At 62.6% G+C, this 13,667-nt stretch carries 13 protein-coding genes; 5 read left to right on the top strand and 8 right to left on the bottom strand.

Annotated elements, in window-relative coordinates; translation table 11 throughout:
* Position 1 precedes the first annotated feature (1 nt).
* From DK261_RS05860 to DK261_RS05850, 3 genes are read right to left on the bottom strand one after another with little or no spacing between them, the layout of a single operon-like run.
* Positions 2 to 262, bottom strand: a complete 261-nt coding sequence (locus DK261_RS05860; protein WP_007926834.1) for a phosphopantetheine-binding protein — start codon at positions 260 to 262, stop codon at positions 2 to 4.
* Complete coding sequence (locus DK261_RS05855; protein WP_016704468.1) at positions 237 to 1,052, bottom strand: 1-acyl-sn-glycerol-3-phosphate acyltransferase; 816 nt, start codon at positions 1,050 to 1,052, stop codon at positions 237 to 239. Before DK261_RS05855 ends, DK261_RS05860 begins: the two co-directional genes overlap by 26 nt.
* Positions 1,028 to 1,759 carry a beta-ketoacyl synthase chain length factor gene (locus DK261_RS05850; RefSeq protein ID WP_041985527.1) on the bottom strand — a complete coding sequence of 244 codons (732 nt, stop codon included), beginning with the start codon at positions 1,757 to 1,759 and terminating at the stop codon, positions 1,028 to 1,030. Before DK261_RS05850 ends, DK261_RS05855 begins: the two co-directional genes overlap by 25 nt.
* 333 nt (positions 1,760 to 2,092) lie before the next feature.
* Between DK261_RS05850 and DK261_RS05845 the strand changes: the two genes are divergently transcribed.
* Complete coding sequence (locus DK261_RS05845) at positions 2,093 to 2,863, top strand: ParA family protein (RefSeq protein ID WP_007926828.1); 771 nt, start codon at positions 2,093 to 2,095, stop codon at positions 2,861 to 2,863.
* A gap of 125 nt (positions 2,864 to 2,988) precedes the next feature.
* Here the strand turns inward: DK261_RS05845 and trxC are convergent, their stop codons facing one another.
* On the bottom strand, positions 2,989 to 3,423 hold the full coding sequence (gene trxC, locus DK261_RS05840) for a thioredoxin TrxC (protein WP_016704469.1): 435 nt from the start codon (positions 3,421 to 3,423) through the stop codon (positions 2,989 to 2,991).
* Between the two features lie 238 nt (positions 3,424 to 3,661).
* On the opposite strand from trxC, the gene DK261_RS05835 reads away from it, so the two are divergent.
* Together DK261_RS05835 and DK261_RS05830 are read left to right on the top strand one after the other, a co-directional pair.
* Positions 3,662 to 3,958 carry a type II toxin-antitoxin system HigB family toxin gene (locus DK261_RS05835; protein WP_103330902.1) on the top strand — a complete coding sequence of 99 codons (297 nt, stop codon included), beginning with the start codon at positions 3,662 to 3,664 and terminating at the stop codon, positions 3,956 to 3,958.
* The gene (locus DK261_RS05830) at positions 3,955 to 4,356 is read left to right on the top strand and encodes a type II toxin-antitoxin system HigA family antitoxin (protein ID WP_009046631.1); all 402 of its coding nucleotides are present in this window, start codon (positions 3,955 to 3,957) and stop codon (positions 4,354 to 4,356) included. Before DK261_RS05835 ends, DK261_RS05830 begins: the two co-directional genes overlap by 4 nt.
* 3 nt (positions 4,357 to 4,359) lie before the next feature.
* Here DK261_RS05830 and selO read toward each other — a convergent pair whose 3' ends face one another.
* The 4 genes from selO to DK261_RS05810 form a co-directional block, all read right to left on the bottom strand.
* Positions 4,360 to 5,823 carry a protein adenylyltransferase SelO gene (gene selO / locus DK261_RS05825; RefSeq protein ID WP_110175394.1) on the bottom strand — a complete coding sequence of 488 codons (1,464 nt, stop codon included), beginning with the start codon at positions 5,821 to 5,823 and terminating at the stop codon, positions 4,360 to 4,362.
* 48 nt (positions 5,824 to 5,871) lie between these two features.
* Positions 5,872 to 9,222: a mechanosensitive channel MscK gene (mscK, locus tag DK261_RS05820; RefSeq protein ID WP_009046633.1), complete on the bottom strand. Its 3,351-nt coding sequence runs from the start codon at positions 9,220 to 9,222 to the stop codon at positions 5,872 to 5,874.
* A gap of 35 nt (positions 9,223 to 9,257) precedes the next feature.
* Positions 9,258 to 11,000, bottom strand: a complete 1,743-nt coding sequence (locus DK261_RS05815) for a potassium/proton antiporter (RefSeq protein ID WP_038630427.1) — start codon at positions 10,998 to 11,000, stop codon at positions 9,258 to 9,260.
* A gap of 221 nt (positions 11,001 to 11,221) precedes the next feature.
* Positions 11,222 to 12,847 (bottom strand): methyl-accepting chemotaxis protein, encoded by a 1,626-nt coding sequence (locus DK261_RS05810; protein ID WP_009046635.1) that lies wholly within the window; start codon positions 12,845 to 12,847, stop codon positions 11,222 to 11,224.
* Between the two features lie 281 nt (positions 12,848 to 13,128).
* Between DK261_RS05810 and DK261_RS05805 the strand changes: the two genes are divergently transcribed.
* Both DK261_RS05805 and DK261_RS05800 read left to right on the top strand, forming a co-directional pair.
* Positions 13,129 to 13,359, top strand: a complete 231-nt coding sequence (locus DK261_RS05805) for a hypothetical protein (RefSeq protein ID WP_007926810.1) — start codon at positions 13,129 to 13,131, stop codon at positions 13,357 to 13,359.
* On the top strand, positions 13,356 to 13,658 hold the full coding sequence (locus DK261_RS05800) for a cell division protein ZapA (protein ID WP_009041856.1): 303 nt from the start codon (positions 13,356 to 13,358) through the stop codon (positions 13,656 to 13,658). The genes DK261_RS05805 and DK261_RS05800 overlap by 4 nt, the downstream gene beginning before the upstream one ends.
* The last annotated feature ends 9 nt before the right edge of the window (positions 13,659 to 13,667 follow it).

Genomic DNA, 13,667 nt, shown 5'->3' with positions numbered 1-13,667 from the left:
CTCAAGCTGCCTGTTTTGCAGTGACGAACGCCGCAAGGCTCGCCACGTTGGTGAAGTGGTTGCGGGTGTCCTTGGCGTCGGCGTCGATCTTGATGCCGTAGCGTTTCTGGATCGCCAGGCCCAGCTCCAGGGCGTCGACCGAGTCCAGGCCCAGGCCTTCACCGAAGAGCGTCTGCTCGTTGCCGATGTCTTGCACGCTGATGTCTTCGAGGCCCAGGGCATCGATGATCAGCATTTTAATTTCCTGGTGCAGATCGCTCATCTTCGGCGAGCTCCTTAATGAAGTAGTGATGCAAATAATCGTTGAGCTTGCGCGAGGCCTGCGGTGCGGGGCCTTGGGCGGCAAAGGCATACGGGTCTATATCGGCTCCGACGCGAAAACTGAAGTGCACGCGGCGCATCGGGATGCGATACCAGGGTTCGGCCTTGGTCAGGGTGGTCGGGCTGACCTTGATGACCACCGGGGTGATGATTCTCGCACCCCGCAAGGCGATTGCCGCGCCCCCCCGATGAAAGGCCGGCGCCTGGCCCGGCGGGGTGCGGGTGCCCTCGGGGAAGATCACCAGGGTCTGGCCATTGCGCAGGGCTTCGCCGGCGGCGTCGAGCATGTCCATGCTGCCGTCGTTGCTGATGTATTCGGCTTCGCGTATCGGGCCGCGAGTGAACGGGTTCTGCCACAGGCTCTGCTTGACCACACAGTTGGCGTTGCGCACCAGGCCGATGAGGAACACCACGTCGATCAGCGACGGGTGGTTGGCGATGATCATTTGTCCGGGGCGGCCGAGCTTTTCGGCGCCTTCGACGTCATAGGTCAGCACGCCGCTGCGGGCCATGAACCGGATGAACAGCCAGAACAGTCGGCCAATGGTGCGCCGCGCGCGCTGGCGATGCGCTTCGGCGTCGCCGGGCAGGCAGGCGAGCAGCGGGAAAATCACCAGGCGCAGGCACAGGCCACCGAGGCCGAACAAGGCAAAGCTGGCCGCGGTGGCGACCAGGCGCCAGTAGTAGGCGTCGCGGGGTTTTGTGTTTACAGGTTGCGTTGCCAGTTCCATACACGGTTCTTCCAGGCATGTTGGCAGGAGGTCTGCTCGCCGAGCAGGGTACGCAAGAGATTCAGGGCATGGGGCCACTCGGCGCGCGGCGCTTCCTCGGTGGCGGTACCGAGCGTCAGTTGCCACTCTTTGCCGGGGGTCAGCAACAGGCCCACCGCATAGGGAAAAGGCACGTCGTCGATCCAGGTGGCATAGGCGGCGGGCGGCTGCTCTTCGGTGACCACCAGCAGCACTGCCGGGGCGCCTTCCTCGAGCAGCGCCGCGGCCTCTAGCATGCCGTGTTCGAGGCCGTCGCCGGCGGCGGCGAGGGCGGTCATTTCGCTGGTTTCGCCACGCATGATCGACCACAGGCCGATCACCGCGTTGTGCACCGAGAGGCTGAACTGGGTCGGGGACAATGGCTGGTCGGCCGCCAGGTCGCTGAGGATGTCGAAGGTCCGCGGCGTTTCGCCATGCCGGGAAATAAAGACCAACGGTAGTTGTTCCAGGCCTTCGGCCAGCGGCCAGCCCACGCTGAAGGCCATGCGCGCCAGACGGCTGAGGCGCCGGCGTTGCATGGCCGGTAGAAACGACACGTCGGGGGCGGCATCGCTGCTCTCGAGCACGACCGGTTGTCGGCTCCAGGCCTGCCAATCGTCCACGCTTTCGAGCCCAGGGGCCCACGCGCGCCATTGAGCGATGTTGAAGTTGATCACTTGAAAATTCATCCCGCCCCTGCGGGCTTACTTGACGTGGTCAGGCGTTTCGATCGAAGACTCACCTGGCACGGAGCTACAGCCGAGTGGCGTGCATTATCCCGGTGTGACTGGCTGGTAGCAAACATTGGTTATGTTTCACTCAGTGAAAACGGCCCATTCGACAGAAGAAAAGTGTCATTTGGCCATTATTGAGCGGCACCGGGCGGGAGGCGCGCAGACTTTCAGAAAGTCTAGGCCGATTCCGGTCATTGCAACGGGCTTGGCGCTCTGCCGTCAGCGAGGTAGCGAAGCAGCGCTGCTCGCTACTACACTCGGTGATCTTTGATGCAGGGAGGTTCTGACATGCGGCGCGTGGTGTTCAATCAGAAAGGGGGAGTCGGCAAGTCGAGCATTGCCTGCAATCTGGCGGCTGTGAGCGCCAGCGAAGGGTATCGCACGCTGCTGGTGGACCTGGATGCCCAGGCCAACTCCACTCAATACCTCACCGGCCTGACCGGCGACGACATTCCCATGGGGATCGCCGACTTCTTCAAGCAGACCCTGTCTTCCGGACCGTTCTCGAAGAAGAACCAGGTCGATATCTACGAAACGCCGTTCGACAACCTGCATGTGGTGACGGCCACCGCCGAGCTGGCGGATCTGCAGCCCAAGCTCGAGGCGAAGCACAAGATCAACAAGCTGCGCAAACTGCTGGACGAATTGGCCGAGGACTACGACCGGATCTACCTCGACACCCCGCCGGCCCTGAACTTCTACGCGGTTTCGGCGCTGATTGCCGCTGATCGCGTATTGATTCCCTTCGACTGCGACAGCTTTTCCCGCCAGGCGCTGTACGGCCTGCTGGCTGAAATCGAAGAGCTCAAGGACGACCACAACGAGGACTTGCAGGTCGAAGGCATCGTGGTCAACCAGTTCCAGGCCCGCGCCAGCCTGCCCCAGCAGATGCTCGATGAGCTGATCGCCGAAGGCCTGCCGGTCTTGCCGGTGTACCTGGCCAGTTCGGTGCGCATGCGCGAATCCCACCAGGCCAGCCTGCCGCTGATCCACCTTGACCCCCGGCACAAGCTGACCCAGCAATTCGTCGACCTGCACAACCTGCTGGAAAGCGCCTGACGCTCTTCTGTAGGAGCGAGGCTTGCCCGCGATAACGGTCTGACAACCGACGACGATGTTGAATGTCAGGCACTCATCGCGGGCAAGCCTCGCTCCTACGGTTCAAGGTGCTTTTGAAATAGCGGTCAGAGGCCCTGGCTGCGCAACCAGCTCATCAACTGCGGTAACGGGAAGGCGCCACTCTGACGTGCCACTTCCCGTCCGTTCTTGAACAGAATCAGGCTCGGAATCGAGCGAATTCCCAACTGCGCCGACAATTGCTGGTTGGCCTCGCTGTCGAGCTTGGCCAGCCGGCATTTGCCCGCCAATTGCGCCGCCGCCTGCTCGAATACCGGCGCGAAGGATTTGCACGGCCCGCACCAATCCGCCCAGACATCCACCAGCAACGGCAGGTCGCCCTTGATCTGGCTGGCGTAGTCGCCTTGTTTCAGTTCGAAAGGCTGGCTCAGCAACACCTGGCCTTTGCAGCGCCCGCATTTGGGCTGGTCGCCCAGGCGCTCGGCGGGGATGCGGTTCAAACCGTTGCAATGGGGGCAGGGGATCAGCAATGGATCGGACATGAGGGGGGCTCCGGGATAAGTGGGCGATGGGCGTTATCTGGAGTCTGGCGCAAGGTTTATCAAGCGAGGGGCGGGTCTGTTGCATTCCTTCATACATCTTTGAGATGCGTGGCGGCTGGTGAATCTAGGCTGAAACGGAGCCATGGGTTTATGCCGTTGGTCTGTTCAAGCGCATAGCAACTTGCTATGGCGCGCTTCCGACACTACCGTCTATAGCAATATGCGATAGGGACATTGCATGCATATCATCACCGCCAAACGAATCTGGGAGGCCAAGAGCCGCTGGCCACAATCGGCCAATGCGCTGGAGACCTGGTACAGAAAAGTCAAAAGCCTCAATCCGGCCGATTTTGTAGCCATCAAGGCAGTATTTCCGGCCACCGACAAAGTGGGGGCGTTTCACGTCTTCGATATTGGCGGCAACAAGTTACGAATCATCACCGTGGTGCGTTATGAGGTGCGACGTCTCTATATCAGGCACGTGCTGGACCATCACGAATACGACAAGGGCAGGTGGAAGGAGGAGACCGGATGAACGTTCTGGTGAAGCAGGCGGCGGATCATTGGCATTTCGTGGCCCCTGTGTTGCGTAAACCCAATACTGAAGCCGATTACGATGCATTGGTCGCGGCGCTGGATGAACTGCTGGATCTCATGGGAGAGGACGAGAACCATCCAGTGACTTCGCTGGTGGACATCATCGGCGATTGGATCGAAGCCTACGACGAAGAGCATCGACCGATGCCGATAGCCAGTGGCGTTGACGTCTTGCGCTCCCTGATGCGCGAACACGGCCTGACCCAGAGTGATCTGCCAGGCGTGGGTGCGCAGTCGGTGGTTTCGGAAGTACTGAGCGGCAAGCGCCAGCTCAACCTGCGACAGATCCGCTGGCTGGCCGAGCGCTTCGGTGTTTCGGCCGAGGTATTTATCTGAGGCTCAGGACGAGCAACTGATTTCCAGGTGCTTGCCCCATTCGGGCGGTCGTTCGGCGTAGCTGTCCATGCCGGCCTGTTGTTCGAACGGCTTGCTCAGCACCGCATGCAGGCGGCGCACCTCGGAGTAATCCCCTTGCTCGGCGGCATCGATGGCCTTCTGCGCCAGGTAATTGCGCAGGATGTACAGCGGGTTGACCGCATGCATGCGCGCGCGGCGCTGTTCTTGAGTGTCGTCTTGTTCGCGGGCGACCCGGGCCTTGTACAGATCAGCCCAGGCATCGAAGCCCTGGCGGTCGACGAAGTCGTCGCGCAGCCGGGCCACGGCCAGTTCAGCTGATTCATCCCCCAGGCGGCGGAAGAACAGGCTGTAGTCCACGCTGCTGCCCTGCATCAGTTGCAGCAGGCGCTCCACCAGCTTCTGATCCTCTTCTTCGGCGCTGGTCAGGCCGAGGCGGCGGCGCATCAGGTCCAGGTAATGGGTCTGGAACAACGGCAGGAACAGGCCGAGGGTTTCCCGCAGGGCCTCGACGCTGATGAAGGGCGTCAGGGCCTGGGCCAGGGCACTGAGGTTCCACTGGCCGATCGGCACCTGGTTGCTGAACGAGTAGCGCCCCTGGTCGTCGGAATGGTTGCAGATGAAATGCGCATCGAAGTCGTCGAGGAAGGCGAACGGCCCGAAGTCGAAGGTCACGCCGAGGATCGACATGTTGTCGGTGTTCATCACCCCGTGGCAGAAACCGTAGGCCTGCCATTTGGCGATCAGTTCGGCATTGCGCTCGACTACTTCGCGGAACATCGCCAGGTAGGGTTCCGGCTGTTCCAGGCACTCGGGAAAGTGCATGGCCAGCACGTGCTCGCCCAGCTGTTTCTGCTGCTCGGGGCGTTTTGTGTAATAGAAGTATTCGAAGTGGCCGAAGCGGACATGGCTGGGCGACATGCGCAGCAACATTGCTGCGCGCTCCTGTTTCTCGCGCCAGACCGGGGTGTCGGAGCCGATCACGCACAGCGCCCGGGTGGTCGGAATACCCAGGGCGTGCAGCGCTTCGGAGGCGAGGAATTCACGGATCGACGAACGCAGTACGGCGCGGCCATCGCCCATGCGCGAGTAGGGGGTCTGGCCGGCACCCTTGAGGTGCAGGTCCCAGTGTTCGCCGGCGGCGTTGTACACCTCGCCCAGCAGCAAGCCGCGACCATCGCCTAGCTGGGGGTTGTAGGAGCCGAACTGATGCCCGGAATAGACCATCGCCCGAGGCTCGGCTTCGGCCCATAGCTTGTGCCCGCCGAACAGCTCGGCGAACACCGGGCTTTCGGCGGCCTCGGGGTCCAGGTCCAGCAGCGCCATGGCCGACGGGCTGGCCACCACCAGGCGTGGATGGTCGATCGGTTCGGGCAGCACATGGGTTGAGAACGCGTCGCCCAGGCGGGCGAAGCGATTGTCGAAGCTCAGTTCGTCGAGGGCTTTCAACGGCCATCTCCAGCAGAATGTCCGAGCATTCTGCTAGGGATAGCGCCCTTAGTCGAGCCTGCTGGAGGGCGGTTCCTGCTGCGGTTTGCCGTCGGGCAGCGGGACGATGGTCTTGGTCTCCGGCTCGATGGGCACCATCTTGTATTCCTGGCCATGGAGGTTCTTCAGGTAGACCTCCATCTGGCGGAACGAGATGTTGATGTGCTGCTTCTTGAACTCGCGGTTGATGAAGCGGTTGACCTCGTCGAGCACCGGGTTGCGGTCCCCCAGCTCGCGCACGTGCATGCGCAGTTCGTGGTCCAGGGTGCTTTCGCCGAAGTTGAGGAAGTACACATGCGGCTCGGGTTCTTTCAGTACCCGCGGGTTATCGCGGGCCGCCTTGAGCAGCAGCTCCTTGACCAGGTCCAGGTCCGAGCCGTAGTCGACGCCGAGCTTGAGGGTCACCCGGGTGACGGTGTCGGTCAGCGACCAGTTGATCAGTTGCCCGGTGATGAAGGTCTGGTTCGGGACGATGATGTCCTTGCGATCGAAGTCGGTGATGGTGGTGGCGCGGATGCGGATCTTGCTCACCGTGCCCGACAGGTTGCCGATGGTGATGGTGTCGCCGATGCGCACCGGCCGCTCGAACAGGATGATGATGCCGGAGATGAAGTTGGCGAAGATCGCCTGCATGCCGAAACCCAGGCCCACCGACAGCGCAGCCACCAGCCATTGCAACTTGTCCCAGCTGACGCCGAGGGTCGACAGGGTCGAGACGAAGCCGACGCCGGCAATCACATAGGACAGCAGCGTGGTGGTCGCGTAGGCGCTGCCCTGGGCCAGGTTCAGCCTGGACAGTACCAGCACCTCCAGCAGCCCAGGCAGGTTGCGCGCCAGGGCGAAGGTGATGCCGACGATGATCAGCGCGCCGAGCATGTCGCCGATGCTGATGGGCACCATGCTCATGTTGGCGCCGGTACCGCTGGTGTATTCGTAGAGGGTGATGTTGTCCAGGTAGGAGAACACGCTGATCAGGTCCGACCAGACCCAGTACAGCCCGGCGATGAAACCACCGAGCAGGGCCAGGCGGATCAGGCGCAGGGACTGTTCGTTGACCTTCTCGATGTCCAGGGTCGGCTCTTCGACCACCGCTTCGCCGTCGCCGGCTTCCTTGGCGGCCTGGCGTTTGGCCAGGGCCCGCTGGTAGGCCAGGCGCCGGGCGGCGACGCCCAGCCCGCGGACGAAAGTGGCTTCGATCACCAGCCAGAACATCAGCAGGTACAAGGTATTGATCAGGCGGTCGCTGAGCTTCAGCGCGGTGTAGTAGTAGCCGAAGCATACGGCGATGAACAAAGCGATCGGCAGCGCGGTGAACAGCACCGCCACCGCCTTGCGGAACAGCGAGGCGTTCTGGTGCGTCGGGCTGCTCAGCAGCAGGCGGCTGAGCAGCCAGGCCATCAGGGCGTAGCAGGTCAGGACCACGGCGATGCCGAGCACGTCATCGGCCAGCGCCGCCGGTTGATGTTCGGCCACGGCGACCACCGCCACCAGCGCCATGACCACCAGCCCGAGGCGACGGACCCAGCTCTGGAGGAATTCGACCTGGGGCTTTTCCCAGCGAAAGTGCAGTTCCGCCACGCCGCCGGGGGCGAGGATCCGGTAGGCGGTATAGAACACCAGCCAGGCCTGGGCCATCTGCAGCAGCGCCGCGCCGAGGTTGGCGTTCTGCCCGCGGGCGTCGATCTGCAAGGCCAGGCCGCACAGCGCCAGGCCGAGGGCGACCGGCATCGCCAGCAGGATGTTGACCAGGATCGCCTGCGGCGTGTGCCATTGGCTGTCGCGCTTGAAGTGACCGATGTCCTTGTGAACCTTGTTCAGGCGCAGGTACAGGTTCTTGCGCCGCCACAGCAGGGCCGCGATCAGCAACAGCAATGGCAGGAACAGCAGCGGCCGTTGCGCCAGGCCGTCGGCCAGCTCGCTCAGGCTGGACGACCAGGGCAGGGTGGTGACCTGTTTTGCCAGGCGCAGCGGTATGGTCTGCAGCCATTCGCTGTCCAGCGGCTTGTTGCTGGGAATCCAGAACATCTGTTCGTCGAGGGTTGCGCGCAGGCTTTGCGAGGTGCTCAGCAGTTGCTTCTGGTTGAGCTGCAGGGTGATGGATTCGTTGAGCAGCGCGCTCAGCTCGCGGCTCAGGCGTTCCAGCAGGTCGGCGCGGGTGATGGCCAGGTCCAGCAGGGTTTTGCGCAGCTGCGGGGTGACTTGTTCGGATGGCTGGGTAGCCAGCAGGTTGTCGACGTAACTGCTGGGGCTGCTGATCAGCTCGCGTTGCTGGTTGACCTCGAACTGGTACAGGCGGATGTCGGCGATCTGGTCGGCCAGGTCGCGGTCGAGCCGCAGGTGCGGCAGCGCCTGCTTCTGTTTATAGAGGATCTTCGACAGCAGCAGGCTGCCCTTGAGCACGCTGATCTGCTCGTCCAGCGCGGCATCGCTCTGGGTCACGCTGTCGAGCTGCTGCTTGGTCTGCAGGTTCTGCTGGGTCAACTCGTTGAGGCGGTCGGTGCTTTTGAGCAGGTAGTCGGAGAGCTTCAGGTTGGCCGCGCTTTCGGTGGCCAGGAGGCTGCTGCTGCCGGCCTTTTGCGCTTCGATCGATTGCTGGGTGACGGTTTCCTGGGACTGGGCCAGGCGCTTCTGGTTGATCAGGGTCTGCAGGTCCTGGATTTCCTGCTCCAGGCGCGCGGTCTTCTCCATCAGCAGGTCGTGCTGGCTGTTGCCCAGGTCCTGCAGCTGGCTGTTGCCGGCCAGTTCCTGGCGGCGCAGCGGGATCAGCGCGTTGATCGCCGCCAGTTCGGCATTGAGCTGATTGCGCTGGTCGGCATTGATCGGCTTGCCGGCGTCCTTGCCGTTCTTGAGGATCGTATTGATCTGCTGGGTGCGGGTCTGGCTGCTGCTGATCTCGGCCTGGGCGCGCTCGGGGCGGGTCTGCGCGGTAATCGCCAGGCTGTTGGCCTCGGCCAGGGCTTTCTGCATGTCACCCTGCTGGGTGGTGCGCTCGGTCAGCAACTGTTCGAGCTGCGATACCGGCAGGTTGGCGTAACGTTGGGCCACCGGCACCACCTTGGTGGCCTTCAGGCGGGTCAGCTCGCGCTGGTTCTCGCTGGTCTGGCGCGGGGCATTGCTCAGCTGCTGCTTGAGATCGTTCAGGCGCTGCTCGTAATCCTGCTTGTTCGACAGCTGGGTCAGCGTCTGTTGCAGCACCGCTTGCAGGGCCTTTTGATCGGCTTCCGGCAATTTGCGCTCGGCGATTTTATCCAGGCTCTGCTGGACGGACTCGGCACTGGGCGGCTCGGCCGCTTGCAATGGGCCGACAGAAAGGCTCAGGCCCAGCAGGGCAATGGCGAAAAGGGTACGCAGGATTGGCATAAAGACCGGTCAAGCTGGATGAGAAGTTAGGCAGTTTAGAGGAAGAGTCCGGGGCCCGGGCGACTTCCTTCGGGGAATCTGACGCCCACTTTGCTGATCTTGTTCCCGTCCATCACGGCAACGGTCCAGATGGTGTTGTTCCATTCCACCTGGTCGCCGACCACCGGAGCGCCCCCCACTTTCTGGGTGATGAAGCGGCTCAGCGGCATGTCCGGATCGAGCCCTTCGAGTTTCAGCCCGTACAGCGCCGAAACCGCGCCCAGCTGGGCGTCGCCTTCGAGAACGAAGTCGCCGAAGAAGCGCAGATCGAGGCCTCGTTGCGGTGCCTGGCTGAAGAGTTTTCCGAGGGCTGGCAGGTTGTGTTCATGGCCGATGACACAGAGCAGATCGTCGGCTTCCAGCACCGTACTACCCGACGGATGGAGCAGTTGCTGGTGGCGAAACAGGGCGGCGATACGGGTGCCTTCGGGCATTTTCAGCTCGCGCAACGCTGCGCCGATGCACCATTTTTCCGCGCCGAGGCGGTAGACGAACAGCTCCCATTCGCTGGTGACATGCACTTCCAGGGCGGCCCGGGAGATCGGCGCCGGTTCCGGTGGCACCGTGACCTTCAGCAACTTGGCGACCCACGGCAGGCTGGTGCCTTGCACCAGCAGGGACACCAGCACGATAAAGAAGGCCAGGTTGAAGTACAGCTGGGCCTCGGGCAGCCCGGCCATCAACGGGAACACCGCGAGAATGATCGGCACCGCGCCGCGCAGGCCGACCCAGGAAATAAAGGCTTTCTCGCGGCCGTGGAAGGCCTTGAACGGCAACAGGCCGACCATCACCGACAGCGGGCGGGCGAACAGGATCATCCACAGCGCCAGGCCCAGCGCCGGCAGGGCGATGGGCAGCAGGTCGTGGGGCGTGACCAGCAGGCCGAGCACCAGGAACATGCCGATCTGCGACAGCCAGGCCATGCCGTCGAGCATATGCAGGATGCCGTGGCGGCTGCGCACCGGGCGGTTGCCGATCACCAGGCCGCACAGGTACACCGCGAGGAAGCCGCTGCCATGCAGGGCGTTGGTCAGGGCGAAGACCACCAGGCCGCCGGCGATCACCAGGATCGGGTACAGGCCGGTGGCCAGGTTGATCCGGTTCACCAGTTGCAGCATCAGCCAGCCGCCGCCCAGGCCGATCAGGCCGCCGATGCCGAATTCGCGCAGCAGATGCCCCAGCAGGCTCCAGTGCAGGCCGGTCTGGCCGCTGGCGAGCATGTCGATCAGGGTCACGGTGAGGAACACCGCCATCGGGTCGTTACTGCCCGACTCGATCTCCAGGCTGGCGGTGACCCGCTCGTTCAGGCCCTTGCCGCCCAGCAGCGAGAACACCGCCGCGGCGTCGGTGGAGCCGACGATGGCGCCGATCAGCAGGCCCTGGATCAGGTTCAGGTCGAACAGCCAGGCGGCCGCCATGCCGGTCAGGCCGGTGGTGATCATCACGCCGACGGTGGCCAGCGATAACGCCGGCCACAAGGCCACGCGGAAGCTCGAGACCCGGGTGCGCAGGCCGCCGTCGAGGAGAATCACTGCGAGTGCGAGGTTGCCCACCAGGTAGGCGGTCGGGTAGTTGTTGAAAATGATGCCGCCGCCGTCGACGCCAGCGGCCATGCCCACGGCCAGGATGATCACCAGGATCGGGATACCGAGGCGGGACGAAAGGGAACTCACCAGAATGCTCGCACCTACCAGCAACGCGCCGATCAAGAACAGGCTGTTGATGGTCGTCGCATTCAAAGGCAGTACTCCAGAAGCAGAAAGGCGGGCACAAACTGACCATGCAGTCTGCGTGCCAGCGATTCTAACCTGTTGAAATACGATGCTGTCAAAAAGCTTTTGCGCCTGTTTACAGGCGGCAAAAAATCGCCGCCTGGCGCCGACCACTGACGGACTTCATGGCAGTCCGTAGTGGCTGGCGCAGGCGGCGATCGCGGCTGTTGGCGACTGGGTGCGGGGCCCTACAACGTGAACCGCGCCACCATGTTGTTCAGGTCCACGGCCAGGCGCGACAGTTCGTGGCTGGCGTCGCTGGTCTGGTTGGCGCCGGTGGCCGATTGCACCGACAGGTCGCGGATGTTCACCAGGTTGCGGTCCACTTCGCGGGCCACCAGGGCCTGCTCCTCGGCGGCGCTGGCGATGACCAGGTTGCGCTCGTTGATCTCGTTGACCGCGGTGTTGATGGTGTCCAGTGCACCGCCGGCGCCACGGGCGATGCTCAGGGTCGAGTCGGCGCGCTCGGTGCTGGTGCGCATCGACTCGACGGCGTGCTCGGTGCCGCTCTGGATGCTGCCGATCATGCGTTCGATTTCACTGGTCGATTGTTGGGTGCGATAAGCCAGGGCGCGTACTTCATCGGCGACTACGGCGAAACCGCGTCCGGCATCGCCAGCCCGGGCGGCTTCTATCGCGGCGTTCAAGGCCAGCAGGTTGGTCTGGTCGGCCAGGCCGCGGATCACGTCCAGCACCTTGCCGATGTCGCGCGACTCCTCGGCCAGTTCGCTGATCCTGTTGGCCGAGCTCTGCACTTCGCTGCTCATGAGCTCTATGGCGCTGACGGTTTCGCGCACCAGGTTGCGGCCTTCGCTGGCCGACTGGGTGGCGTCGTTCGAAGCCTCGGCGGTGCTCACGGCGTTGCGTGCGACTTCCTCGACGGCGCAGGTCATCTCGTTCACGGCGGTGGCCGCCTGTTCGATTTCGTTGTTCTGCTGGGTCAGGCCGCGGGCGCTTTCGTCGGTGACACTGTTCAGCTCTTCGGCGGCCGAGGCCAGCTGGCCGGCGGAGCCGGAAATATGCAGCAGGGTCTGGCGCAGTTTTTCCTGCATGGTCGCCATGGCCTGCAACAGACGCCCGGGTTCGTCGCGGCCGTTGACCTGGATGCTCTGGGTGAGGTCGCCTCCGGCGATGTGTTCCGCGGCATGCAAGGCGTCGGCGATGGGCTGGGTAATGCTGCGGGTCAGCAACCAGGCAAACACCACGGTCAGGGTGGTAGACAGGACCAGCAGGGCCACCACCAGGTTGAATGCCGAGGCGTATTCCTCGGCGGCCTGCTCGTTGGCGGCCTTGGAGCGCTGGCTGTTGATCTGTACCAGCAGGTTCAGGACCTTGTTGATCTGCTGCGAGTTCTTCATCAGCTCGTTGTTCAGCACCTCTTGCAGTTCACTCAACTGGTTGTTGCGCGACAGCTCTTTGATGCGCTCTTCGAGCTTGCGGTATTCGGCCAGCAGCTTGAGGTAGTGGTCGTAGGCTTCGCTCTCTTCCGGGCTGCTGACCAGCTTTTCATAGGTGGTGCGGATCTTTTCGATCTGCTGGTTGCCCAGTTCGAGCGACTCGCGGGTCTTGGCCTGCACCTCGGGACCGCGGTTGATCACCAGGCGATAGGACAGCACCTGCAGGCGCAGCATCTGCTGGGTGAACTCGTCGATGCTCTGGATGCTGGGCATGTTGTCGGTGGAGATGGTGACGGTCGCCGCGCGAATATTACTCATCTGGTTCAGGGCGAAAATGCCCAGGAACAACATCAGGCAGCCGATGAATGCAAAGCCGAGAAATGCCCTCGGTGCGATGTTCATGTTGCGAAGAGACATGGGGATTTACCTCAAGAGTGCGCAATCCATGCCGCGGTGGTTGATAGGGCTCCCCAGACCTATCGCGCGGAAAAATGGATTCTTGAAGCTGGAGCAAGAGTTTCAGAAAGATCTGATGGGCGACGAAGTGTCAGGAACCAGATGGGTGAATGACAGTCTTTAAAGTTCGCAGGCAAGGTCACCCACCAGGCAGGTCAAGGCGTTGCGCCGGGATAACCCTGGCATCCAGGGTGACTTTTCTTTATCGTACGCGCCCTTTGAAAAATGCTCGGAAAATCAAAATGTTGGAAGCATCCCTAAGCCAATTGGAACAGCTTGTCAGTGACCTGGTGCAACAGAACCAGGAACTGTCGGGCACGAACGAAACCCTCAAGGCAGAACTGGCCCAGGCCAAGGATGAGAACGAAAGCCTGCAACTGAGCCTGATGGAACAGGAAGAGAAGCAAGGCGCCACCGCGGCCCGTATCCAGGCCCTGGTCGAACGCGTCAGCGCCGGTCCTGTCAGCGCATGAGGCAGGGGGCCGACGGGGTAAAAGTCGTCTCGATTCTCGGTGAGGACTACTCGATCAAGGCGCCGGCCGGGGAAGAGCAGACCCTGCTGGATGCCGCGTTGATGTTGAAGGCCACCCTGGCCGAGACCAAGAAGAAATACCCGACGCTGATCGGTGACCGCTTGCTGGTGCTGGCGGCGATGAACCTGTGTTCCCAGCAGCTCGAGATGCAAAAGCGCCATCAGCAGGAACTTGACCGTTACCAAGAGCAAGTCAGCGCCACGGTCGAAGTGATCTCCAAGACCATCAGCCAGAACTGATGGGTTTAC

Source organism: Pseudomonas sp. RW409 (assembly GCF_003184125.1).
Lineage (GTDB): Bacteria > Pseudomonadota > Gammaproteobacteria > Pseudomonadales > Pseudomonadaceae > Aquipseudomonas > Aquipseudomonas chlororaphis_I.
The sequence above is the reverse complement of the archived record's forward strand: the minus strand, read 5'-3'. Positions and strand labels throughout refer to the sequence as shown.